The organism is Paenibacillus pinistramenti, from assembly GCF_005869875.1.
Taxonomy (GTDB): Bacteria; Bacillota; Bacilli; order Paenibacillales; family Paenibacillaceae; genus Fontibacillus; species Fontibacillus pinistramenti.
In genome coordinates this window covers 202,328-225,263 of the sequence record NZ_VAWG01000002.1, presented here as the reverse complement: position 1 = coordinate 225,263, position 22,936 = coordinate 202,328, and the positions used below count along the sequence as shown (strand labels likewise).

The following is a 22,936-nucleotide window of genomic DNA, read 5'->3' as shown; positions in this document are numbered from 1 at the left end:
GTTTTTTTCTATGTAGGGAATTCCCTTATAGAAGGAGCGTTTTGCCCGAAGGAAAGCCTGCCGCCTGATCCATTATTCAGGTATTTCCCTAATAGGTTTAGAGATGCCACCTGTGATACATTTAACACATAGATAAGTGAACAAATTCACAATCTGGAGGGAATATCATGACTAGAGAGAAGCTATTGTTGATCGGGAACGGAATGGCCGGCGTAAGAACCATTGAAGAAATTTTGGAACGTGACGCGAATCGTTTTGACATAACTATCATCGGTGAAGAGAACTACACCAATTATAATAGAATCATGCTGTCCAATGTATTGCAGAACAAGAATACAATTGAAGAGATTATTACGAATCCGCAGAGCTGGTATGAAGAGCAGCATATTGAGCTGGTTCATCACGATCCGGCTGCAGAGCTGGACGCGGCTGCCAAGATCGTACGGACAGAGAGCGGCAAGGAAATCAGCTTTGATAAATGTATCATTGCTACAGGGTCGAGATCCTTCATTCTGCCAATCGAAGGCTCGAACCTTGAAGGTGTTATGGGCTTCCGCACCATTGATGACACGCTGAAAATGCTGGAGATCGCCAAATCCTACCGCAAAGCCGCGGTAATCGGCGGAGGACTTCTCGGGCTGGAAGCCGCTAAAGGGCTGGTCGATCAAGGGATGGACGTCACTGTCATTCATTTGGAGAAATGGCTGATGGAGACCCAGCTGAACGAGATGGCTGGCGGGCTGCTGAAAGCGGACCTGGAGAAGCAGGGCCTTAAATTCCTGATGGAGAAGAAAACAGCACGGATCCTTGGCGATACAAGAGTTACGGGTCTGGAATTCAGCGACGGCACTCAGCTGGAAGCTGATATGGTCGTTATGACGGTGGGGATTCGCCCGGAGACTACTCTTGCCCGTCAAGCAGAATTAACGGTTAACCGGGGGATCGTAGTCAATGACTGGATGGAAACGTCGGTTAAAGATATTTTTGCAGTAGGGGAATGCGCCGAGCATAACAAGACCGTTTATGGTCTGGTTGCACCTTTGTTCGAACAGGGGAAAGTGCTTGCGGATATGCTGACAGGCCAGGCAGCCGCTCCATACAGCGGCAGCACAACCTACACCTCCCTTAAAGTATCTGGCTGTGACTTGTTCTCTGCCGGTGAGATTAAGGAGCAGGAAGGCGTCAAGAGCATTGAAGCCTATGACGGATTGGCCAACAGCTACAAGAAGCTGTTCATTAAGGATAACCAGGTGGTAGGCATCGTGCTTTATGGCGATACTTCCGAGGAGAACCGCTATTTCAAAATGCTGAAGCAGAAACAGGACATCTCCGAATTCACTTCGATCTCCCTGTTATCGGCAGCAGGAGGCTGCTGCGGAGGCGCAGCTGCTGCAGGTGATGTAACCCAATGGACGGATGACGAAACCGTCTGCGGCTGCAACGGCGTAACCAAAGGAACGATCCTGAAGGCGATCCGTGAGAAGGACCTCACATCGGTTGCTGAAGTGACCAAGGTCACCAAAGCGGGCGGCTCCTGCGGCAAATGTAAAGGCATGATCGGCGATCTGCTGACTTATGTTCTGGGTGACAAAGTGGCAAGCGCGCCAACCGGTATCTGCGGCTGCACGGATCTGTCGAGAGATGAAATTGTGCTGCAAATCCATGAAAAAGGGCTCACATCCTCGCAGGAAGTATACGAGCAGCTTGCTTTCCGCAACAAGGAAGGCTGTCCGAAATGCCGCCCTGCCATCAACTTCTACTTGAATGTGGCATTCCCTAAAGACCATGAGGATGAGCCGGAATCCCGGTTTGTCAACGAACGTCTGCATGCCAATATTCAAAACAACGGCACGTTCTCTGTCATTCCAAGAATGCGCGGAGGACAAACCACTCCTCAGCAGCTGATGAAGATCGCTCAGGTTGCCGAGAAATATGAAGTGCCTTTGGTGAAAGTGACAGGCAGCCAGCGGATTGGCTTGTACGGCGTTAAGAAAGAGGATCTGCCGGATGTATGGGAAGAGCTGGATATGACTTCCGCTTCCGCTTACGCCAAAGGGGTCCGTTCCGTGAAGACCTGTGTCGGCGCTGCCTTCTGCCGGTTCGGTACCCAGGATTCGATGGGACTTGGCATTAAGCTTGAGGAACGTTTCGAGTTTATTGATACACCGCACAAATTCAAAATGGGCGTTTCGGCCTGCCCGCGCAGCTGCGTAGAGACCGGAGTCAAGGACTTTGGCGTCATCGGCGTCGAGAACGGCTTCCAGATCTATATCGGCGGCAACGGCGGTACGGAAGTACAGGAAGGCAAGCTGCTGACCACGGTTGAAACCGAGCAGGAAGTTATTGATATCTGCGGCGCATTCATTCAATACTACCGTGAGACTGGCACCTATGCCGAGCGTACGGCTCCATGGCTTAACCGGATGGGCTTTGACCATGTGAAAGAAATTCTGCTGGACCTGCAGCAGCGTGCCGAGCTGAACAAACGCCTGGACGAGGCTGTTGCCGGCAAACGCCGCAACCCTTGGGAGAAAGTTGTTGAAGATAAACAGATTCAGAAAGAATTGTACGAGGTTGTAAGGGGGTAATCGAGATGGTAAAGACAAAGGTATTTGTTGCGAAAGTTGAAGAGCTTCTGCCGAGAATCGGACACAGCGTTGTTGCCGGAGATACCAAGATTGCCGTATTCCGCTTGAGTGACGGCCGGATCAAGGCTTTGGAGAATGTCAGTCCCTTCAGACAAGGGCCGCTTGCCGAGGGAATTGTGTCCGGAGAGTACATTTATGACCCATTATATGATTGGAAAATCTCCCTGCTGGACGGCCAGGTCCAGGAGCCGGACCATGGGTCTGTAGCCACATTTGAGACTGTGGTTGAAAATGAAGAGGTGTATGTGCTGGTTTAACGGCCAGAAGCCGAATCGTCTGTAACAGCTGCAGCTGAACAGTCTTGCTGAAGATGGCGCTCTAAGAATAGAGCGTCATCTTTCCGTTTTTTTTGGTATGATGGAAGGGCAGACATGGCATAACAGGACAGGATAAGGAGGAAGAACACCCATGAGAATTGAACTGAATGAATGGACAGAACAGAAGCTGAAGAATGATATAGGTACAGATTCCGGATACATCAAGCTGTTCTATGATACGCAGGACTGCGGATGCAACGGCGTACTGGTGATTCAGCTGATCGATTCCCCGCTGCCAACGGACATTTTGGTTCAGGAGCAGCCTTTTAAATTTGTTGTAGACCGCCAGCAGCACCAGCAGTTTGACGAAACAATGCGCATCGAAGCCGACCGCGAGTTCCCCTCTTTCAAAGTGAGCAGCGATGCTTCTCTGTATAGTACGAATGTCAGAGTGAAAGATCTTCGCAGCAAAGCAAATGGCCTGCAGGTTTAACTCCAGCACGACCTTTACAGTGTAGAATGTGCAGCAGAGTCTCTTCCGAGAGGCTCTGTTTTTTTTATAACTCACATGCTTGTACTACCTAATTTCTAGGAATATAGCCTTAATTTTGGAGTAAAATGATTTCAAACCTCTAGAATTGGGGTATGATTTTTGGGATTACATCATTAGGGGGCATCGTTTTGAAGAAATTGGCAGTTATTTTAGCAGGGTTGATGTTAACAGCAGGTCTTACGGCATGCGGCAGCAAAGAGGAGACGGAGAGCGCGGCGGCAGCAGCCGAATCGAGCTCGAACGCGGCCGTCGAAACGGCAAGCACGAACTCTGCAGCAGCAGCGGAAACGGACACCGGAGTCCCAACAGTCAAAGAACTGATCCAGAAGGTGACCGAAGCAGGCACTGGCTTGAAGAGCTTTGCCATGGACAGCACCATTGATGAGAATGTGACGATGACCATTGACGGTGAGCAGCAGACCCAGAACATCTCCATGAAGACCAAGCAGGAAATGGTCAAGGAGCCGTTCGCCATCTATCAGGAGGTTACATCGAACCTGCCTGATGATCAAGGCGGCGGAACCATCAAGCAGTACATTACGCAGGACGGAATTTATTCGCAGGTCAATGGAAGCTGGATGAAGCTTCCGGATGAAAGCGCGGCTCCGATTCTGGAGCAAATGAAGAATGCCGGCAGTCCCGAGCAGCAGTTCAAGCAGTTTGAATCCATTGCCGACAAGGCTGAGGTTACGGATCAAGGCGACGTATATCTTCTGAAAGCGAATCTGTCGGGCAATGGTGTGAAAGAGCTGGCCAAGAGCTTCCTTTTGCAGAACGAAGGAGCGAATGAGCAGACGGAACAATTGCTGGAGCAAATGGATATCAAGAGCCTGGACATGTCCTACACCGTGGATAAGAAGACCTACTATCCGGTTGATATAAATGTCAATATGGAGATGGGAATGACCGTAGAGGAACAAGAGGTTTCTATGATCATGAAAATGGCAGGCAAAGTCTCTAAAGCGAACGAAATCGGCAGCATTGAAATTCCTGCCGAAGTGACAGGCGCTGCTGAGTAAGGCGGCAGCCAAGCATAAAATGACGGCCCTCCGGAGCGGAGGGCCGTTTGATTTTTCGGGATAATGGACCTAGATTGAGAGCTGCTCCATGGATATCAAGGCTATTCAAGTCGGCCTTTGGGCCGTTCTCCTAGCTCACCTTGCTCGTCGTGCTGACTTTGCTCCCTTTGTTCGATTTGAAGATCACATTACGCTGAACCCAGTAGCTGATTACGAAGAGAGTGATCTCTGTCAGCAGCTTGGCGATGAAGAGCGGAATGTTCAGGACGTTGTTAAATACGTCAATAAGCACATAGTTCATGATCAGAATCCCTACAGCCAGCGAGAAATACTGGACAGCGGAGGTTGAAGCGCCATTAGTCTGCTTCCGTTTGCCGAATACGAACCGCCGGTTCATCAAATAGTTGCAAATGGAGCTGCCCAGTCTCGCGCCGACGACAGAGAAGAGGAGGCTTCCGCTCAGCGCCTGCAGGACGAACAGCAGCAGGAAGTCAAGCAGTGCCGACAGCAGCGACGAGGAACAGAATTTTAGAATCGGTGCATAGACTTTGACCGAATCAGCTATAGGACGAAAGTGGGAGGATTTGTTCTCCTCCAGATAAACCGTTTCAATCGGCACCTCATGCAGGGCGTAACCGTCTCCTTCTGCCTGGAGCAGCATGTTCATCTCATACTCGAACCGCTCTCCGGGAAGCTGGCACAGCCAATCCAGCATGGGAGCCGAGAAGCCGCGCAGGCCGGTCTGGGTATCAAAGATCCGGATGCCTGTTGTTAATTTGTACACTAACCGGGTAGCGCTGTTGCCTAGACGGCTTCGCAGGGGGACATCTCCGGTAAAATGCCTGCATCCCAGTACAATTTCATTCGGATGGGAATCAACGGCCTCCGCAATCCGCTTAATGTCGGAAGGCAGATGCTGTCCGTCGCTGTCTGCGCAGACGATTCCTTCTCTCTCACCAGTGTCTTTAAGGTAATTAAATCCTGTCTTCAGAGCTCTGCCTTTGCCGAGGTTGGTGGCATGCCTGAGCACGGTACAGCCCGCCTGGCGGGCGGCATCAAAGATTTTTCGGTAAGCTTCTCCGCTGCCATCATCAATGACAACAATTTTATTGAAACGAGCCTCCTTCAGCTTCTCGATAAGCGAAAGGAGCCGGTTGTCGGGCTCATAGGCCGGGATTAAGATCGTCATAAAGCTCATCATCCTTTCCGTTTGTTGTCTTCATTATTCGGCGATAAAGAGAATGTCGCTGACTCCGCGCTCTTCGCCCTTGCTGCCAGGACTGTTGACCACTCTGCCGTTAAAATACATGGTGGAAGAGCCGCCGCCATCGAGGTTGTAAGCATCAGTAGCGCCCAAATCCTCAAACAGCTGGGCAAATTCGTTCAGGGTCATGCCTCTGCTGTAGTTCTCCTGCCGTCCGTCTACGACGACAAATACGTAATGATTCGGAGAGATGATCCCGACTCCCGTACGCGGGTTGGCTTCATCAATCGAGCGGTTGCCAAAGTTGGTATCAATGCTGACATTATCAAAATTGTCTACGGCAACGCCGTCTTTCACTAGAATCGGGCCGAAGGAGAAGGTATTTGTAACGCCTTCCGCCAGCAGCTCGTCTGCGGAGGTTTCTTCTTCGTCATAAGTCTTCATTGTGCCGTCATTGAACAATGCAAGCCCGTCCCGGGCAGGCTCATCCCGGTACAAGACGCCGTTGCGGATGACTACGCCGTCATCACGGAAGCCGTAGTAGTCACCGTTGATGGCAAAGATCGCATTATTGGAAGAGGCAATCGTCGACGTGTCCTGGGTGATGTTTGTGCCAAATTCATTCTTGGCAAAAGCAGTCAGCAGATTGGAGGAGCTTGCCAGCTGGATATCCGCAACATAATAGGTGATTTTGTCCGAACCGCTGCCGGTTTCATTCTTTGTAATCGAGATGTTGATATCGCTGCTGTTATAGTTCCAATCGTCCGAGGTCACGGTTCCTGCCGCTGAACTTGAATCTGCAGACGAACTGGAAGTGGTACTGGTAGTTGAAGCCGTGCTTGTGCCGGAACCTGTCGCCGAGGCCGTAACCGTGCTGGATTTCGACGCCGTAACGGGCGCAGCAACTACTGTATCCACATGTTCGATTAAATAACGATCCGCCAGACCATATAAGATACCGCCAACAGCAGTAAGAGACAGTGCAACACTGATTATGATTTTTTGTTTGGTTTTCTTCTTCTTTTGAGTCATCTAAAGTTCACTCCTTGAAAGATCTTGTGCCTTAAGAATAGTGAACTAATCTTTAATGAACCTTAAATGAGAAAGGCTGCTTCCTGAAAGTTCGCTGATAACAGGGCTTATTGCGCAATCGGTTTTCAATTTGCTGTTTGGTATAAAAAATTCCAGGTTATAGATATTACCGAAGCCGCAATCTACTACGAATGAGGAGTGATCACATGTTTTTTCACATTAAAGAACTCCAATACCGCGCGAAGCCGGAGAAACCGGACCCTGTCTACGCCAGGAAGCTGCAGGAAGTATTAGGCGGGCAGTACGGTGAAATGTCGGTCATGATGCAGTATTTGTTCCAAGGCTTTAACTGCCGGGCTGAGCAAAAATACAGAGACATGCTTCTGGACATCGGAACAGAGGAAATCGGCCATGTCGAAATGCTTTGTACCATGATTTCACAGCTGCTTGACGGCGCTCCGGCTGCCGAGGTTGATGAAGCGGCGAAGGATCCGTTAATCGCAGCGGCGCTCGGCGGGATGAATCCTCAGCACGCTATTGTAACTGGGCTGGGCGCTGCACCGGCTGACAGCAATGGCTATCCGTGGAACAGCAAATATATTGTTTCGAGCGGTAACCTTCTGGCCGATTTCAGAGCTAACCTGAACGCAGAATCCCAAGGCTTGCTGCAGGTGGTCCGTTTGTATGAACAAACGACTGACCCGGGCATCCGCGACATGCTGTCCTTTATGATTGCCCGTGATATTATGCACCAGAATCAGTGGATGGCCGCGATCGAAGAAATTGAGGAGCTTGACGGCAAAATCGTTCCAGCCTCGTTCCCGAGAGAGCTGACGGTTGAACCAGCAACCCGGCAGTTCCTGAATTTCTCCGAAGGCGAGGAGAGCAGCGAAGGGCGCTGGGCAAGCGGCCCGCTGCCGGATGGGACAGGGAATTTCGAATATGTAGCCAAGCCACAGGCTGAAGGCCAGACTCCTGTGTTATCTCCTCCGGCGGATCATCAGCACAGCACTCCCGGCTCAAAACCTTATGTAGTGAATCCGGGACAGAAGCAAAAGCCGGTAAACCGCTGATTGAACTAAAGACTAGCTGATTGAACTAAAGACTAATAGAAACTAAGCGGGTGCCCCGAATGTCATTAAGATGAGGGGGGCACCCGCTTTATTTTTTTCATATCAATCAAAACCTTCATTAATAGGAGAATAATAGGAGGGGAAGGGGAAGGGGCAGTGCAGTGACCGGACCTTGGACTTGAAGGTTTGATGTCATACGTCTACAATATGGAAATGAATGACTATTAAAGCGATCACAAATTGTCAAGGAGGACAATCATGCGCCGCACAATGGAAAGAAAACCAGACTGGCTTCGAATTTCGCTGAATACTGGTGAAGAGTACAAGGAACTGAAGAAAATGATGCGCGGCCGTAAGCTTCACTCCGTATGCGAAGAGGCGAAATGCCCGAACATTTACGAATGCTGGAGCCAGCGGACGGCAACCTTTATGATTCTGGGGAGCATTTGTACCCGGGCCTGCCGGTTCTGCGCTGTAACAAGCGGTTTGCCGACAGAGCTGGATCTGGAAGAGCCGCAGAATGTGGCAGAATCTGTACGGGATATGGGACTTAAACATGTAGTCATTACATCGGTAGCGCGTGACGATTTGAATGATCACGGGGCATCCATGTTCGCGGCAACGATTCAGGCGGTTCGTGAACTAAATCCGCTGACGAACATCGAGGTGCTGATTCCTGACCTGGGCGGTGAACCTGAACGGCTGCAAATTGTTCTGGAGTCCAAGCCTCATGTGCTGAACCATAACCTGGAGACCGTAGCAAGACTGTCCGACAAAGTTAGAGCCAAAGCCAAGTATGACCGTTCGCTCAGTGTGCTCCGTCAGGCAAAGGAGCTGCGGCCGGAACAAACGACCAAATCGGGGATTATGGTCGGTCTGGGTGAGACCAAGGAAGAACTGATTCAGGCGATGAACGACCTTCACGAAGCCGGGGTTGATATTATTACGATCGGGCAGTATTTGCAGCCTACCCTCAAGCACATCCAGCTTCAGCGCTACTATACGCCTGATGAATTTGCCGAGCTGAAGCAGGAAGGGCTGCGCATCGGTTTCGCCCATGTTGAAGCCGGGCCGCTCGTCCGCAGCTCTTATCATGCACATGAACAGGCCGAGCATGCCAAGAAACGCCAGGAACCAGCTGCGGCGGAATAACAGGGGGTGCCAGGAATGAATCAGGATAAAGCCCAAAACCAGCAGCCTGTTGACATGTCTAACCCTTGGCGGTTTGTTCATACGGGCCGGCGCTCGGGCGTCATGAATATGGCTGTTGATGAAGCGATCATGATCGCGCAGCACGAAGGACGGGTTCCGCCAACCGTAAGATTTTATAACTGGCTGCCCGGCACGCTCTCGGTCGGCTATTTCCAGAAGGCCGCGAAAGAAATCGACTTTGACGCTGTCGGCCGGCATAACGTCGGCTTTGTGCGGCGGCCGACCGGCGGCAGGGCCGTCCTTCACGACCGCGAGGTCACTTATTCGCTGGTCGTACCGGAAACCTACCCGGGTCTCCCGAAGCACGTAGACGAGGGTTATAGAGTTCTCAGCGAAGGCCTGTTATACGGCTTTCAACGCCTTGGCCTGGAAGCGGAGATGACCGGCGGCTATCAGCTGGCCGCTGGGGAAACACCGCAGGCGGCCCGCCTGTCCCGTTCCGCTGCCTGCTTCGATTCGCCTTCCCGCTACGAGCTGACGGTAGAAGGGCGTAAGATCGCCGGCAGCGCACAGATGCGCTCCCGCGGCATCGTGCTTCAGCACGGCTCGATTCCAGTAGACAACCAGACGGAGCTGCTGTTTGAGCTGCTCCAGTTCGCCGACAGCCGGTCCAGACAACGCTGGCAGAAGGTTGTAGAGGAGAAAGCCGTAGCCATTAACGATGCACTTCGGCTTAAGAACGGCCGGGAGGTTTCACTTGAAGAAGCGGAAGAGGCCTTTCGGGTTGGTTTTGCTGAAGCGTTTGGCGTACCGCTTGCCGCTGAGCCGCTTACGGCCTACGAAGAGGAGCTGGCTGAAGAGCTGGTGCGGACCAAATACGGGACCGAGGAATGGAACCGATCGCGCTAAAGGCAGGCTGCAGCCGGAGCTGGTCAGCTCCGGCAGTCTAATTTCTGATAGATCTTGCCGTCCCTGATAGAGGGACGGTTTTCTTTTTCAAGCGGAGTGGATTAACCCCAGAGGCAGTCATCTTGCGGTCCGAATAGCGATCCCTGCATAATTTCTAACATTCCCCATGCTTGTAAGTCCTGGGCAAGAGGACTATACTGTTGCTGTTGACATCATAGAAAGGGACCTGCAGATGAATGAACTATTCCTGGACTTTATTACGATTTTGCTGCCTACGTACTTCTTCTTCTACATGGCTATAACCTTAATTCATAGGAACAGAAAGAGTATGATTAACCGGATTGCTGCCTTACTGATGACAGCTTTCCTGTTCTATTTTCTCTTTGAATACCTGAAGACTTCGCTGCTGCCCCAATATCAAATGCAGCTAGTACTTTATGGAAGCGCACCCACGCTCCTGCTGGTCATCTGCACGTTAGTTCACCTTAGTATCCTGATGGGCGGAACGATAACTTTACCATTAACAAGAGGGCTGCCTGCTGTTTATGCGGCCCCTTACCTGCTATGGGCTGTCTTTCTGGTGATGAAGGATCACCGGGAGCTCTACAATGTCAATGTGACGGACGGACGCAGCCCGCTCGACCCGCTGTTTCTGCTGCTTACCCTGATCTTTGTGGCCGGTTATATCCTGTTCTCGGCGGTACTGCTTGCTGTTTGCTGGTATCGTTCCGAGGAGACTAAACGAAAGAGAATCTACCGGTCGCTGCTGCTTAACTTATTTATGCTGTTTGTCTGGTTCATTATCATTACTGCGCTGCAGCAGACCGGGCTGTTTACAACCCGTGTGGCGATGATCTTCTATTTTATTAATTACTTTCTCTGGGCGGCCATCCTTCGGCATTTGATCGGCAAGCACAACATTATGCCCGAATACCGCAAATTGTTCCATATTCTGTTTGAATCTGCGCCAAATGCGATTCTCCTGCTGGATACCAAGGGCACGATTAAAGAAATGAATCCGCGGGCGCTGCAATGGTTCGAAGGAATTCCTGCTGAGGATATTCCGGGTCTGTTTGAATTTAAGGAAGGCATCACCGTGGAAGAGCTGCTTCATTTGTTCTTACAAGGCCAGACCCAGGTCTCTCAAATGGAGGTTCAGATGCACAATCCGCCTAGGGAACACCTGGATTTGATTATGGGCATTGACCGCATCGAAGGAGCGAACGAGGAATTGTTTGTCATGCACCTTACGGATGTCACCTCGTTAAAAGATACGGAAAGGAAGCTGCTCGAATCCGAGCAGAGCTACAAGCATATCGCCCATCACGACCCGCTTACCGATTTGTATAATCGTGCGGCTATTCAGGAGCTGCTGCTGCAGAAAGCAGCGGACCAGGAGCCTTTTGCGTTAGTCATGGTTGATTTGAACCATTTCAAGCCGATCAATGATACTTACGGGCATCTTGTCGGCGACCTGTATTTAAAGCATATCGCTAATCTGCTTACCTATAAGATTCAGCTTCCGGGGGATTTCATCGGCCGGATCGGAGGAGACGAGTTTCTGCTGATTCTTCCTTACACTTCCGGCAATACTATGGACCAGGAGGTAACAGGCCGGCTTTCTGCTCTGGAGAAGAATCCGTTTGTCTATAAGGGCAGGGAAATACCGATTTCTTTCTCCGCGGGGCTAAGTGTTTATCCAAGAGATGCAACGGACATTCACACTTTAATGATCCTGGCCGATGAAGCGATGTATAAAGTGAAACGCAGGGGGAGGCGTGGGGAGACTTCCAGCCAGGGCGGCAAGCTGTAAATGGAATTCATTCATCCGGATAGAAGAAGCATAGAATAATCACAGAAAAATCCTACGCAAAACCGGCCGGCAGCGGCCGGTTTTGTGCTGTGCTTCAGGGGGAATTTGAATTTAAGATCATTTTCGCCTATCATGAAAGCGATATCTGTTGTGTTGTTGTGTTGTTGTCTTACTGTTGAATAGATTGGCCCAAACTCGTATTCCCAAACTAGGATTAAGAGGTGGAAAGAATGAAGTACAGAAGACTTGGCAAGACCGAGCTTAACGTATCTGTTGTTGGTGTAGGCACATGGCAGTTCGGCGGTGACTGGGGCAAGGATTACACGCAGAATGAAGTAGACGCGATTCTGTACCGGGCGAAAGAGCTGGGCATCAACCTGATTGATACGGCCGAATGCTACGGACCGCATCATATGTCTGAAAGCTTTATTGGTGATTTTATAGCCCGTGACCGCCGTGAGGACTGGGTTATTGCCTCGAAATTCGGCCATCAGTGGCATGACCACTGGGAGCATGCCTGGAGCGTGGAGCAGATTCGTATACAGCTGGACGAGTCATTGAAGGCGCTGAGAACGGACTATATTGATCTCTACCAGTTCCACTCCGGTCCGGACGAGGTCTTTAACAACGATGACCTGTGGACGATGCTGGACAAGCAGGTGCAGGCCGGCAAGATCCGGAATCTCGGGATTTCGATCGGAAGCAACGACAATCTCTATCAGACCAGCAAAGCGACTGAATTGAATGCTAAAGCGATACAGGTGGTATATAATCGTCTGGACCGTACGCCGGAGGAGCGGGTATTCCCTTCCTGCGCGGAGCAGGATCTCGGCGTTCTGGCGAGAGTACCGCTTGCCAGCGGTTACCTGAGCGGTAAATACAAGCCTGGCGCTGTGTTTGAGGACAACGTCAGAAAGGGACGTCAAAGGGAAGAAATCGACGAGAAGCTGAAGCTTGTCCTCCAAATTCAGCAGAACGAGGTGCCTGAAGGCGTAGGTATGGCGGAATGGGCCTTGGCCTGGTGTTTGAAGAATCCGGCAGTGAGCTGCGTCATTCCAGGCTGCAAGAGCCCGGAGCAGGTGGAAGCGAACGCCCGTGCAGCGGATTTGGAGCTAAACTGAGCTGCAGGCTAAACCATAAAGCAATCACTTTAATACAGCTAAGGGCAGTGCTGCCGGTCATGCGGATTCTGCCAGGAAGAGGTTAAAGATGGAGAAATTCGGACTTTATACGAAATTCACTGCCCGTGAAGGCCAGCGTGACACACTTGCTGAGATCCTTTTGGCTGCAGCTGACAGCATGGAATTTGTTAAAGAATGCGTCCATTATATCATTAACGTCCCGGACGGAGATCAGAATGCGGTTTGGGTTACGGAGATTTGGAATGACCGGGCTGCCCACCAGTCCTCCTTATCCCTGGAATCGGCAAAAGAACTGATTCAAAAGGCAAAGCCGCTGATCACCGGAGTCGAACAAATCACCCTGAATCCTGTTGGCGGTAAAGGGCTTTAGAAAGACAAGAGGAGAGTCCGTTCTTTGAATCACAGTCAGTTAATCGAATATGGATTGAGCCTGAAGGGGGCAAGGCTTCAATATCCTTTTCATCCGGATACCCCCGTGCTGTATGTAGGAAGCAAAATGTTTGCCTTATTCGGATCGAACTTCGGTTATCCAAGCATGACGCTGAAGACAAACCCGGAAGAAGCCTGGATCGTTCGTGAGCAATACGCCGGCACCGTGCTGCCCGGTTATCATATGAACAAAAGGCATTGGAATACCGTGCTTCTAAACGGAAAAATAACTGACCGCGTCCTGCTTGAAATGATCGACGAGTCATACGGTCTTGTGCTGCGAAAATTAACCGTTCGCGAACGCGAGGCTGTTCTCAACTTAAAACGCTGCTGACTTAAACGTCAGCAGCGTTGTTTAATTTTAAACTTTTTTATCGGTGAAGAGAAGGGTACCGCCAGTACCGGGTTAGCAGTGATTAAAGATATTCACACCTGAAATTCGTAAATGCAGCATCGTGGCCCGTGCAGCCGCCAGCAGCATATAACCCGATCACAACGCCTGTAAAGCCCCCGGCGACTTCAGAGGACAGGTATCTCGTCTGTGCTGTCCCGAGCGGAATTTCCTTGTCCTCCAACTGAACAAAGAAGCTGAATTGGGTTGCGCTGGCTTTAATCAGCAGGACAGCATGATTGCGGCTGGTCAAATCCAAAGTATGTTCGACCGATTTGATGTCTCCAATATTCAGGCGTTCGATGACCTGGTACCCGGTTTCTCTTGTTCTAACCGCCAAATCATAATGATGATTCTCGTCCATATAAATCGTAATGCCCGCTTCTCCGTCAAGCACACTAACCTCACAGGAAATAACCGCATTAAAATCCTTCTGGCGAATGCCTATGAAGGTAGGCGAACCCGGCTCATCCAGCGTAACTTCGCTTCCTCTCAGCTTTAAGCGGCCAGATTCAAGCAGATAGTTCTCGTAATGCGGATGACGCAGATAGCACCAATCCAGATTCCAATCCGTGTTGTCAAAAGTAAAAATCTTCTTCTCGTTCTGGACAACCGTATCCGGAATCCGGTCCGTATCAAAGCTTAGCAGCGTAGTCCCGTTATGTCCGGCCGTAAACCAGCCGTCTTCTCCAAAGGTTACAGGAGTAAGGAAGACCTCTCTGCCAAGATGATGGTAGGTCATATACTGGCCTGTCTGGCGGAATCCCAAATGGAAGAGCCACCAATTTCCTTTATTATCCTGAACAAGGTCGCCGTGGCCGACACCCTGCAGCTCGTAGCCGCCCAAATTACGGTTCGTAAGAACCGGGTTGTGAGGATAAGCTTCAAAGGGTCCGGATACGGAGGAGCTGCGGGCATACGTCTCCATGTGGCCATATTCAGTGCCGCCTTCAGCCGCTAAGAGATAATAGAGGCCATTTATTTTATACATATGAGGACTCTCCAGATAACGCCCGCCTGAGCCCTGCCAAATGGTGCGGCTTGGTGACAGCTTCTGCCCGGAATCGATTTCAATTTCACATTGAACAATCCCGCTGACCCCGTAATCGTCCTGTCCATTGCTCATAAAGTACGTTTTGCCGTTCTCGAAAAATAAATCCGGATCGATACCGCCTTGATCCACATAAATAGGCTCCGACCATTCCCCATAAATATCGTCGGTCCAAACATAGAAATTCTGGCGGGTAGTGTCATTGGTGGTAGTCATGTAGAACCGGCCGTTATGGTGGCGCAGGGTAGGGGCGAATACGCCGCCGGAACTGTTCACCTTCTCAAGCTGAACCTGAGTCGTTCTAGTCAGACAGTGGCCGATCTGCTCCCAGTTAATCAAATCCTTGCTTTCAAAAATCGGTACGCCGGGAAAAAACTGAAATGAACTGCAGATCAAATAGTAGGTGTCTTCCACCTTGCAGACGCTTGGATCTGGATAAAAGCCTTTGATAACAGGGTTGTTAAACTTCATTTCATTCACCTATGTATAAGGCAGCGGGAAGATGAGCCATTATACGGTTCCTTTCTTGCGTAATGTTGGTTAACTATTTTGCTGCCCTCATTTTACCAGTTCACTGCTGACCGCACAATAAAACCCGCCGCACAATAAAGTCCACCTTCTGCCTTTCTTATTTAATAGGGGTGGTCCAGATTGTCCAGCAGAGCGGCGAGCACCGCCTGTTCTTGTTCGTCCAGGTCATTGGCTTTCAGCGCGGCCTGGACCGATTTCTTCTCTTGATTAATGTCTTTATAGCTCAGGGCATAGGCAAGCAGCGAAATGATTTGCTTCTGCTTCGCCTGATCCGTTATTTCGGAAATCGCCTTCACGGCCGCTTTCTGATGCTGGGTGTACAGATCACCGGCCATAGCGGAATACGATTCTGCCAAAGCGCCGTCAAGGCCTTGGACAGCCTGAAAGAGCAGAGAGTACTGCTCAATAGGAATGTCTTTATCGTTCTTGGCAAGGTACTCGATGATCTCTAACGACTTGCCTGGCTCTGAAGTCACTTTGTCCAGCCTGCCCCAATCCAGACCATCAAGCTGCTTGATAATTGCGGGAACCTTCTCCTTGCTGTCCAAGCTGCTGTTATAAGCTTCAAGAACCGCCTTCTCCGGTCCGTCTTTCTGGTCAGCAGAGGAGGTAGGGGCAGCAGCGGATGAAGCAAAAGATGATGCTGATTCAGATGGAGCAGAGGAATCGCCGGATACAGGCGCTGATGACTGAGCAGCATTCATGGTATTGGCAGGCCGGCTGCAGCCTTGGAGCAGCAAACCACAGAGAGAGGAGAGCAGGACGGCGGCCGTAATCCATTTTTTAGTCATAGGAAGGAGCCTCCATATTGTAGGATTGGTAATAAATACCACCTCTAATCATAATCCAAATCAGATTGATAAAGGTTGCAAAATTGACAATTCCATTAGCGGGTAATAATATGATCAAGCGAAAAGAAAACCTGTGATTTCCAGTTATCCGCTTACAATTTTATGCAGAATAATCGATAGAGAGCAGGAGGAATAAGCAATGAGCAGCAATAATACCGTGATCAGACAAATCTTGGAGGCTTTGAAGTTTAGACATGCAACCAAGACCTTTGATGCCGGCCGCAAAATATCAGAGGAAGATATTCATACCATTCTCGAAGCGGGAAGATTGTCTCCAAGTTCGGTCGGACTGGAGCCTTGGAAATTCCTTGTGATCCAAAATGCCGGACTCCGTGAACGGATGAGGGAACGGGCATGGGGAGCGCGGGGCCAGCTGCCGACGGCAAGCCACTTTGTTGTTCTGCTGGCCTTGAGGAACGGCCGGTATGATACGGAATATTTTTGGAACCAGATGACCAGAATCAAAGAGATTCCGGAAGATACGGTTCGGCAAATGATGGGACGTTATGCTGAATTCCAGGGTGAGGACTTCAATCTGTTCGAGAGCGAGCGCTCTTTGTTCGACTGGGCCTGCAAGCAGACCTATATTGCCCTTGGCAACATGATGACAGCGGCGGCGCTGCTCGGCATTGATTCCTGCCCGATTGAAGGCTTTGATCAGGCCGGCATGAATGAGCTGCTGGAGCAGGAGGGCCTGCTTGCAAACGGAGCCTACGGAGTCAGCGTAATGGGCGCATTTGGCTACCGGGTGCAGGAGCCGCGTCCAAAGACAAGACGACCTGCGGAAGATGTGATTCATTGGGTGAATTGAAGGTTAATGCCTGTATATTCCCCTATTAAACAGCCCCCAGTCCGAGAAATCGGGCGGGGGCTTCTTCTGTTTATATCAAATAACGCTGCGCTTCCTGGGCTTCTGCCTTGGCTGCAGCTTCTTCGAGGCTTAATCCTGTGAAATTCTGGGCATGGAAGAAACGGCCGCTCTTGCCGTCGTTCACAAAGGCGCCTACAGCGATGCCTGGAATGACACTTTCCACCGGATTTGGTGCCTGCGGCCCGCCGAGGTCTGTGCGGCACCAGCCCGGATCTGTCAGGCTGAGGATGACATTGCTGCCCTCCAGCCGGGAAGCCAGGTCTTTCGTGAATTTATCAAGCGCTGCCTTGCTGGCTGCATAAGCGGACTGCTCCGGTTCATTCATAATGCCGCTGGTAGTATTGATAACCCGTCCGAAGCCGCGTTCGATCATCTTGGGAATCAGCCGGAAGCAGATCGCTGCCACTGAGTTAAAGTTAATACGGAAGCTTGCTTCAAAATCCTGAACAGGAGTGTTCCAATAATCCGTCCGATAGGCAATCTGCACGGCTGCATTATTAAAGACAATATCGACAGGAGTGCCCTTGGCTTCAATCGCATCCAGCATGGAAACAACTTCTTCATGGCTGCCGAGATCGGCGCTGATGCTGTATGTCTCCACGCCCATGGAACGAATCTCCTCTTCAAGCGCAGCGGTATGCTTCAAATCTCTGCTGTGCAGGATCAGGTTGCAGCCCTGCTTGGCCATAAACAGAGCCGTCTCGCGGCCTACACCACGGCTTGCTCCGGTAATCAATGCCCACTTTCCTTGTACGTTCAACATCGTTAGCTCTCCTTTGGACTGGTAGATTGATTATGAAAGCGTTCTATAAACCGGTCAAAGTATATCATATTTAGATTTGGTTTAGAAGAGCGATATCGGAGAACGGGAGAAACGGAGGATCGGAGGATCGGAGGATCGGATAAATGAAGAAAACAGAACAAGAGGGGCACACTCCCCCCTTGTCACCTTAGCCATCTCCATTACAGGAATCAGGTATGCCCCCTGAATGCCGTATTCCTGAGCTGCTGGACGACAGCTTTAATGTCCTGCGCCTTATCCTTAGGGCATACTAGGACCACATCGCCGGTGTTGATAATGATCATATCGGTAAGACCGATCGCGGCGATCAGCGTATCGTCCGTGCTGAAGATGATCGAGCTGCTTGTATCCATCCCGTAAAAAGAAGCCCGGACAGCGTTATCCGCCTGATCCGTCAATAACACTTGCTCGAGGGCATCCAGACTTCCAATATCATTCCAGTCAAACCGGCCTGCAATGCTTCTGAGCGGCTTGCCGCTGCGCTCCAGCACTCCGTTATCAAAGGACAAATCAGGCAGCCTGCTGTAGGCCAGCTCTAAGGATTCGGCATATTCAGGAGTGCCTAACGCTGTTAATGCAGCAGAGAGGTGGGAGAAGTGTTCAGGCAGATTCAGCCTGATCTCGCTGGCGAAGCTGTCAAGGGAACCGGCGGCCATTCCGCTGTTCCACAGGTACTCTCCGGATTTCAGGTAGGTCTCGGCAGCAGCAAGGTCGGGTTTTTCCTTAAATTCGGAGACTGCGAAGCTGGAGTTGCCCGCACATTGGGCCGCCGGGCTGATCTTAATATATCCGTATCCGGTGGATGGGAAGGTAGGCTTCACGCCGATCACGACTAAACCTGCTGCTCTCTCTGCTTCGGAGTAGGCTTGACGGATAGAGCGAAGATATTCTTCGTTATCAGGAACAAAGCTGTCCGCCGGTATGAAGCATACGGTCCCGTGCTTGAAACGGTGTTTCAGCCATAGAGCGGCATAAGAGATACAGGCTGCGGTATTGCGGCGCAGAGGCTCGATGAGTATATTTTCAGGCGGAAGCAGGTCCTTTAACACCTCTCTGGTCTGCTCGGCGTATTTGGCATTTGTAATGACAAACAACCGTTCCGGAGGAACCAGCTCGCCGATCCGTTCAAAGGTTTGTTCAAGCATGGTACGATTTCCATCCAGGCACAGAAACTGCTTGGGTTTGTCTTCTCTGGAAAGCGGCCAAAGCCGTAGTCCAGCGCCGCCTGCCATAATGACCGTATAGTTGTCCATTTCATCACCCTTTTTAACAATAGTCCATCAAGTAAATCTCTACTCTGGTAGGTTATAAGGTATGAAGAAGAGACCGGTTTGGCATGGACGAATTACTAGAGAATATGAAGTTTCTCAAAATGGCCACACTATTCAGGTTGCCGAAATGCTAGTAGTTTTTCTATACGCTCCAGAATCCATATGGTATATTTATGGGCAAAAGGATTTATTCTAGAAATCAAGACTGGTACATAATGAGGACTTAAGACTTATTTGTTCAGGTTCTCAGTTATTTAATTGAGGTGGAAGCGAAATGAGCACAGAGAAACCCTACTTAATGAACAGCGCCACTAATTACCGCAAGCTGCACAGTATGAAGAACGCCGCAGTCTTTCAAATTGATATGCAGGGGAACTTCACTTATTTGAACGAAGAGTGGGAGAAGCTGACCGGTTACCCGCCAGCGGAGTCTCTCGGCCAGCCTTTTTCGAGTTATGTAGATTGGAAATACAAAGATATGTGTTCCGGGCTTTTTAACCAGCTGCTCTCCGGCAGCACCGGCATTCATAAAGAGATCTGTATCCTTACAAGCCAGAATGAAGTCAAGAAAGCGCATCTGTTCCTGACAATTGATTATAACGGGAGCCATGAGGCCAGTCTGTTCTCCGGTACGCTGACGGACCTGGCTTCGAGAAAGCCGGCCATTGACGCCTTCTGCGCCAACGAAGCCAACTTCCGCTTTATAACCGATCATTTAACCGACATGTTCGCGGTTCTTGCAGAAGACGGGCTGGTTCTCTTTGCTTCTCCTTCCCATACGACATATTTAGGCAGAAGCCTTGAGGAGTATATCGGAAGCTTCCCTATGACGAATATGCATCCTGATGATTGGGAGCGGGTCTTTGATGCTTTTTTAGAATCGGTAAAAAATGGAACCGTTTTCGTAGCGGAATATCGTTATATGCACAGCAACGGACAATGGATTGATATCGAGATGAGGGGCAAGCCGATTTCAGGCGCTGACGGTAAAATACAGGTCATCGTGGTAAGCCGTGACATCTCCCTGAGGAAGAAAATGGAGGGGGAGCTGAGACTGACCTCAAATAAATTAAAAACGCTCATTAACTCCATTCCTTACGGCATCAAGCTGGAGAACGAAAATAAAGAAATCATTTTGATCAATGAAATCTACAAAGAAATGATAGAGACCGGCGGCGGGGAAGAAAGCTTTATCCGGCAGGATGAGGCCCTTAATGAAAAATGGAATCATACGATTCCTAACCGTCAGAGCCTTCACATTGAAGAGGTTCAGCTGCAAAATGGCAGGATCATGACGCTCGATGCTGTTCCCATCGTAGACTGCGGCCAGTTTGAAGGCTATCTGCATATCTACAGAGACATTACGAAGGAGAGCGAAATCGAACAGCGGCTGAAAGAGAGTGAACAGCGATATAAATCGTTGTTTGACTACAATATAGACAGCGTGGCGACCTTTGATATGTTTGGTCATTTTATTCATGTGAACTCGGCCACAGAGACGATCACCGGTTATTCGGCAGAGGAGCTTATCGGCAGCTCCTGCATTCCGCTGGTTATTCCGGAAGAGAGAGAGAAAGTGAGAAATCAGTTCTATAAAGTTTCTGAAGGGGTGCCGCAGCAATACGAAACGCGGATCTTTAACAAGAGCGGCGAGATTATTGACCTGCACGCCGCGGTGATTCCTTATTATTACGGAGAGAAAATTACGGGAATCCATTGTATCATTAAAGACATAACCGAGAAGAAGCGCGTTGAGGATAAACTGAACTACTTGGCCTTTCATGACCCCTTAACGGGACTTGCCAACAGACTTCTGTTTGAGCAATCCGTCAAACAGGCACTCCGTTCTGCGGATGAGAGCGGTAAAGAGGCTGCCATTGCTTTTCTGGATCTGGACCGTTTCAAAACCGTCAATGACACCTTCGGACACCGGAACGGAGATCTGCTGCTCCGCAAGATTGCGGCCAGACTGCAGAACTGCCTGAGGCAGCATGATACGATCTGCAGGCAGGGCGGGGATGAATTTCTGCTGCTGCTTAATCAGGTGACGCAGGAAGAGGCCAAAGAGATTGTCGACCGCGTGCTGTCTGTTATTTCGGAGCCTTACGATCTCGAAGGCAGCAAATTTATTGTTACCCCGAGCATCGGCGTCAGCTTCTTCCCTTCCCATGCGGATAACGTCGATGACTTGATACGTCACGCGGATGCCGCCATGTACCGGGCCAAAGGCCAGGGGAAGAACCAATACATCTTCTATGAGAGCGGACGTGACGGCTTATCGCCGCAGCGGCTGGAGATGGAAATGGAGCTGCGCAATGCCGTCAAGAAGTCCCAGTTCTCCTTGTGTTATCAGCCGCAGATGGATTTGGCCCGCAGCAGGATTACAGGATTTGAGGCGCTCATCCGCTGGAATCATCCCGTGCGAGGCATGATTTCGCCTTCAGACTTTATTCCGCTCGCTGAAGAAACCGGGTTGATTGTTCCAATGGGCGAATGGGTACTTAGAAAGGCGTGCGAACAGCTCAAATGCTGGCATAAAATGGGCTTTACGGATTTAATCATGTCGGTGAATTTGTCGATGCGCCAATTTAACCAAAGAGACCTGCTTCCCAATATCGCCAATCTATTGGCTGAGACAGGCCTCAAACCTGAATACTTAGAGCTGGAAATTACGGAGTCAATGACCAGCGATATCGAGAAAGCTACAACCCTGCTCAGTGAATTGAAGAAGCTCGGTGTAAGAGTGGCGATTGATGATTTCGGAACCGGGTACAGCTCCTTGAATTATTTGAAGAACCTGCCAATCGACCGTTTGAAGATTGACCGTTCCTTTGTAAGGGACATTACAATCAGTCATTCGAAAGACAAGGATATTGTTGCTACCATCATCGCGATGGGGCATAATCTGAAGCTCGAAGTCATTGCAGAAGGCGTGGAGACGCAGGAACAGCTGGATTTCCTTAAAAATTTCGAATGCGACCAGGCGCAGGGCTACTTCTTCTTCAAACCGATGTCAGCGCCCGAGGTTGATGACCTTCTGCTAAATGGAGTGTAATTCCATAATTGCATGAATAACTTTCCTTTTTTTACAAACAATAGTTGTAAAAAAGGGGCTGGTGCTCATGTGTCAACGTTTCTCCATTGCAGCCGAACTGCCGGAGGTACAGGATTATTTTCAAATTGACCGGGTGATGACCTACTATAAAGTGCGATATAACATTAACCCGACGCAGAGTACGCCGATCGTTCTTCAGCAGAACGGGGAGCGGATTCTGGATGAGTTCCGCTGGGGCTTCATTCCGTACTGGGGCAAGGATGCTGTCAACGCAGACCTTAGAAATGTGCACGGGAATCCAAGCTACCGCAAAATTGTAGACAAGCAGCGGTGCGTTATTCCTTGCAGCGGATTCTACTACTGGAGGAAAGAAGGCAAGAAATCCTATCCGGTACGGGTGGTTCTGAAGAACCAGGGGATGTTCGGACTCGCCGGGCTGTATGAAATTTGGCGGGATGCGCATGGGGAACCGCTTCGCACCTACACGCTGGTGATGACAGAGGCCAATCCTCTGATTGAAGAATTTGAGAGCCGGATGCCGGCGATGCTGTCCCCGGAAGATATTCCTCAGTGGCTTGACGAGGGGACCAGCAGCCTGGATGCCCTTCATCCGATTCTGCGGCCTCATTCGGCAGACGAGATGCACGCCTATGCGGTTACACCGATGATCGACGTGTACGGACATGACACGGATGAATGCATTCAGGAGATGGATTTGAAGCGGGCGTGGGTCAAGCGGTAATTTGGCGCCGCCTCCCGAGCATCGTTCGGTTCTATTGTCCAAGCAAATCACACCAAGCGAATAAAGCATGAGATGAAGACCGCGCCTGCCGCGGTTTTTTTCTATTTTCAGAAGAATCTCAATATTGTGAAACTATTTCA

The 22,936-nt window shown here is 50.2% G+C and carries 20 protein-coding genes; 14 read left to right on the top strand and 6 right to left on the bottom strand.

Annotated elements, in window-relative coordinates; all coding sequences use genetic code 11:
- Nucleotides 1-167 precede the first annotated feature (167 nt).
- From nirB to FCN15_RS03785, 4 genes are all read left to right on the top strand, one after another.
- Nucleotides 168-2,588, top strand: coding sequence for a nitrite reductase large subunit NirB (nirB, locus tag FCN15_RS03800; protein WP_138493624.1), 2,421 nt, complete (start codon nt 168-170; stop codon nt 2,586-2,588).
- A gap of 5 nt (nt 2,589-2,593) precedes the next feature.
- Complete coding sequence (gene nirD / locus FCN15_RS03795) at nt 2,594-2,905, top strand: nitrite reductase small subunit NirD (RefSeq protein WP_138493622.1); 312 nt, start codon at nt 2,594-2,596, stop codon at nt 2,903-2,905.
- A 151-nt stretch (nt 2,906-3,056) separates the two neighbouring features.
- Nucleotides 3,057-3,398 carry an iron-sulfur cluster biosynthesis family protein gene (locus FCN15_RS03790; RefSeq protein WP_138493621.1) on the top strand — a complete coding sequence of 114 codons (342 nt, stop codon included), beginning with the start codon at nt 3,057-3,059 and terminating at the stop codon, nt 3,396-3,398.
- Between the two features lie 188 nt (nt 3,399-3,586).
- On the top strand, nt 3,587-4,477 hold the full coding sequence (locus FCN15_RS03785; RefSeq protein WP_138493620.1) for a DUF6612 family protein: 891 nt from the start codon (nt 3,587-3,589) through the stop codon (nt 4,475-4,477).
- Nucleotides 4,478-4,607: 130 nt separating this feature from the next.
- Here FCN15_RS03785 and FCN15_RS03780 read toward each other — a convergent pair whose 3' ends face one another.
- Together FCN15_RS03780 and FCN15_RS03775 are read right to left on the bottom strand one after the other, a co-directional pair.
- The gene (locus FCN15_RS03780; protein WP_138493619.1) at nt 4,608-5,666 is read right to left on the bottom strand and encodes a bifunctional glycosyltransferase family 2/GtrA family protein; all 1,059 of its coding nucleotides are present in this window, start codon (nt 5,664-5,666) and stop codon (nt 4,608-4,610) included.
- Nucleotides 5,667-5,699: 33 nt separating this feature from the next.
- Nucleotides 5,700-6,713, bottom strand: coding sequence for a phosphodiester glycosidase family protein (locus tag FCN15_RS03775; RefSeq protein WP_138493618.1), 1,014 nt, complete (start codon nt 6,711-6,713; stop codon nt 5,700-5,702).
- Between the two features lie 206 nt (nt 6,714-6,919).
- Here FCN15_RS03775 and FCN15_RS03770 point away from each other — a divergent pair, with 206 nt between their 5' ends.
- From FCN15_RS03770 to FCN15_RS03740, 7 genes are all read left to right on the top strand, one after another.
- Complete coding sequence (locus FCN15_RS03770) at nt 6,920-7,786, top strand: manganese catalase (RefSeq protein ID WP_138493617.1); 867 nt, start codon at nt 6,920-6,922, stop codon at nt 7,784-7,786.
- A 258-nt stretch (nt 7,787-8,044) separates the two neighbouring features.
- The gene (gene lipA, locus FCN15_RS03765; RefSeq protein ID WP_138493616.1) at nt 8,045-8,938 is read left to right on the top strand and encodes a lipoyl synthase; all 894 of its coding nucleotides are present in this window, start codon (nt 8,045-8,047) and stop codon (nt 8,936-8,938) included.
- A 54-nt stretch (nt 8,939-8,992) separates the two neighbouring features.
- The gene (locus FCN15_RS03760) at nt 8,993-9,847 is read left to right on the top strand and encodes a lipoate--protein ligase family protein (protein ID WP_138494007.1); all 855 of its coding nucleotides are present in this window, start codon (nt 8,993-8,995) and stop codon (nt 9,845-9,847) included.
- Between the two features lie 232 nt (nt 9,848-10,079).
- Nucleotides 10,080-11,660, top strand: a complete 1,581-nt coding sequence (locus FCN15_RS03755) for a sensor domain-containing diguanylate cyclase (protein ID WP_138493615.1) — start codon at nt 10,080-10,082, stop codon at nt 11,658-11,660.
- Between the two features lie 230 nt (nt 11,661-11,890).
- The gene (locus tag FCN15_RS03750) at nt 11,891-12,781 is read left to right on the top strand and encodes an aldo/keto reductase (RefSeq protein WP_138493614.1); all 891 of its coding nucleotides are present in this window, start codon (nt 11,891-11,893) and stop codon (nt 12,779-12,781) included.
- A gap of 88 nt (nt 12,782-12,869) precedes the next feature.
- The gene (locus FCN15_RS03745) at nt 12,870-13,172 is read left to right on the top strand and encodes a putative quinol monooxygenase (RefSeq protein WP_138493613.1); all 303 of its coding nucleotides are present in this window, start codon (nt 12,870-12,872) and stop codon (nt 13,170-13,172) included.
- 24 nt (nt 13,173-13,196) lie between these two features.
- Entirely contained in the window at nt 13,197-13,565 is a 369-nt protein-coding gene (locus FCN15_RS03740) for an MmcQ/YjbR family DNA-binding protein (protein ID WP_138493612.1), read from the top strand.
- Between the two features lie 82 nt (nt 13,566-13,647).
- On the opposite strand, the gene FCN15_RS03735 is transcribed toward FCN15_RS03740, so the two are convergent.
- On the bottom strand, nt 13,648-15,144 hold the full coding sequence (locus FCN15_RS03735; protein ID WP_138493611.1) for a glycoside hydrolase family 43 protein: 1,497 nt from the start codon (nt 15,142-15,144) through the stop codon (nt 13,648-13,650).
- A gap of 161 nt (nt 15,145-15,305) precedes the next feature.
- Complete coding sequence (locus FCN15_RS03730) at nt 15,306-15,995, bottom strand: hypothetical protein (RefSeq protein ID WP_138493610.1); 690 nt, start codon at nt 15,993-15,995, stop codon at nt 15,306-15,308.
- 199 nt (nt 15,996-16,194) lie between these two features.
- On the opposite strand from FCN15_RS03730, the gene FCN15_RS03725 reads away from it, so the two are divergent.
- The gene (locus FCN15_RS03725; protein ID WP_138493609.1) at nt 16,195-16,866 is read left to right on the top strand and encodes an NAD(P)H-dependent oxidoreductase; all 672 of its coding nucleotides are present in this window, start codon (nt 16,195-16,197) and stop codon (nt 16,864-16,866) included.
- A gap of 70 nt (nt 16,867-16,936) precedes the next feature.
- On the opposite strand, the gene FCN15_RS03720 is transcribed toward FCN15_RS03725, so the two are convergent.
- A complete protein-coding gene (locus FCN15_RS03720; protein WP_138493608.1) occupies nt 16,937-17,689 on the bottom strand; it encodes an SDR family NAD(P)-dependent oxidoreductase in 753 nt (250 codons plus the stop codon).
- 209 nt (nt 17,690-17,898) lie between these two features.
- Entirely contained in the window at nt 17,899-18,981 is a 1,083-nt protein-coding gene (locus FCN15_RS03715; RefSeq protein WP_138493607.1) for a mannose-1-phosphate guanylyltransferase, read from the bottom strand.
- Between the two features lie 292 nt (nt 18,982-19,273).
- On the opposite strand from FCN15_RS03715, the gene FCN15_RS03710 reads away from it, so the two are divergent.
- Both FCN15_RS03710 and FCN15_RS03705 read left to right on the top strand, forming a co-directional pair.
- Nucleotides 19,274-22,054: a bifunctional diguanylate cyclase/phosphodiesterase gene (locus FCN15_RS03710; RefSeq protein ID WP_138493606.1), complete on the top strand. Its 2,781-nt coding sequence runs from the start codon at nt 19,274-19,276 to the stop codon at nt 22,052-22,054.
- A 67-nt stretch (nt 22,055-22,121) separates the two neighbouring features.
- Nucleotides 22,122-22,796: an SOS response-associated peptidase gene (locus FCN15_RS03705; RefSeq protein WP_138493605.1), complete on the top strand. Its 675-nt coding sequence runs from the start codon at nt 22,122-22,124 to the stop codon at nt 22,794-22,796.
- Nucleotides 22,797-22,936: the final 140 nt, after the last annotated feature.

Coding starts and splice junctions, on each gene's coding strand:
- nirB (WP_138493624.1), top strand. CDS start 168: ATGACTAGAGAGAAGCTATTGTTGATCGGGAACGGAATGGCCGGCGTA.
- nirD (WP_138493622.1), top strand. CDS start 2,594: ATGGTAAAGACAAAGGTATTTGTTGCGAAAGTTGAAGAGCTTCTGCCG.
- FCN15_RS03790 (WP_138493621.1), top strand. CDS start 3,057: ATGAGAATTGAACTGAATGAATGGACAGAACAGAAGCTGAAGAATGAT.
- FCN15_RS03780 (WP_138493619.1), bottom strand. CDS start 5,666: ATGACGATCTTAATCCCGGCCTATGAGCCCGACAACCGGCTCCTTTCG.
- FCN15_RS03775 (WP_138493618.1), bottom strand. CDS start 6,713: ATGACTCAAAAGAAGAAGAAAACCAAACAAAAAATCATAATCAGTGTT.
- FCN15_RS03770 (WP_138493617.1), top strand. CDS start 6,920: ATGTTTTTTCACATTAAAGAACTCCAATACCGCGCGAAGCCGGAGAAA.
- lipA (WP_138493616.1), top strand. CDS start 8,045: ATGCGCCGCACAATGGAAAGAAAACCAGACTGGCTTCGAATTTCGCTG.
- FCN15_RS03760 (WP_138494007.1), top strand. CDS start 8,993: ATGTCTAACCCTTGGCGGTTTGTTCATACGGGCCGGCGCTCGGGCGTC.
- FCN15_RS03755 (WP_138493615.1), top strand. CDS start 10,080: ATGAATGAACTATTCCTGGACTTTATTACGATTTTGCTGCCTACGTAC.
- FCN15_RS03750 (WP_138493614.1), top strand. CDS start 11,891: ATGAAGTACAGAAGACTTGGCAAGACCGAGCTTAACGTATCTGTTGTT.
- FCN15_RS03745 (WP_138493613.1), top strand. CDS start 12,870: ATGGAGAAATTCGGACTTTATACGAAATTCACTGCCCGTGAAGGCCAG.
- FCN15_RS03735 (WP_138493611.1), bottom strand. CDS start 15,144: ATGAAGTTTAACAACCCTGTTATCAAAGGCTTTTATCCAGATCCAAGC.
- FCN15_RS03730 (WP_138493610.1), bottom strand. CDS start 15,995: ATGACTAAAAAATGGATTACGGCCGCCGTCCTGCTCTCCTCTCTCTGT.
- FCN15_RS03725 (WP_138493609.1), top strand. CDS start 16,195: ATGAGCAGCAATAATACCGTGATCAGACAAATCTTGGAGGCTTTGAAG.
- FCN15_RS03720 (WP_138493608.1), bottom strand. CDS start 17,689: ATGTTGAACGTACAAGGAAAGTGGGCATTGATTACCGGAGCAAGCCGT.
- FCN15_RS03715 (WP_138493607.1), bottom strand. CDS start 18,981: ATGGACAACTATACGGTCATTATGGCAGGCGGCGCTGGACTACGGCTT.
- FCN15_RS03710 (WP_138493606.1), top strand. CDS start 19,274: ATGAGCACAGAGAAACCCTACTTAATGAACAGCGCCACTAATTACCGC.
- FCN15_RS03705 (WP_138493605.1), top strand. CDS start 22,122: ATGTGTCAACGTTTCTCCATTGCAGCCGAACTGCCGGAGGTACAGGAT.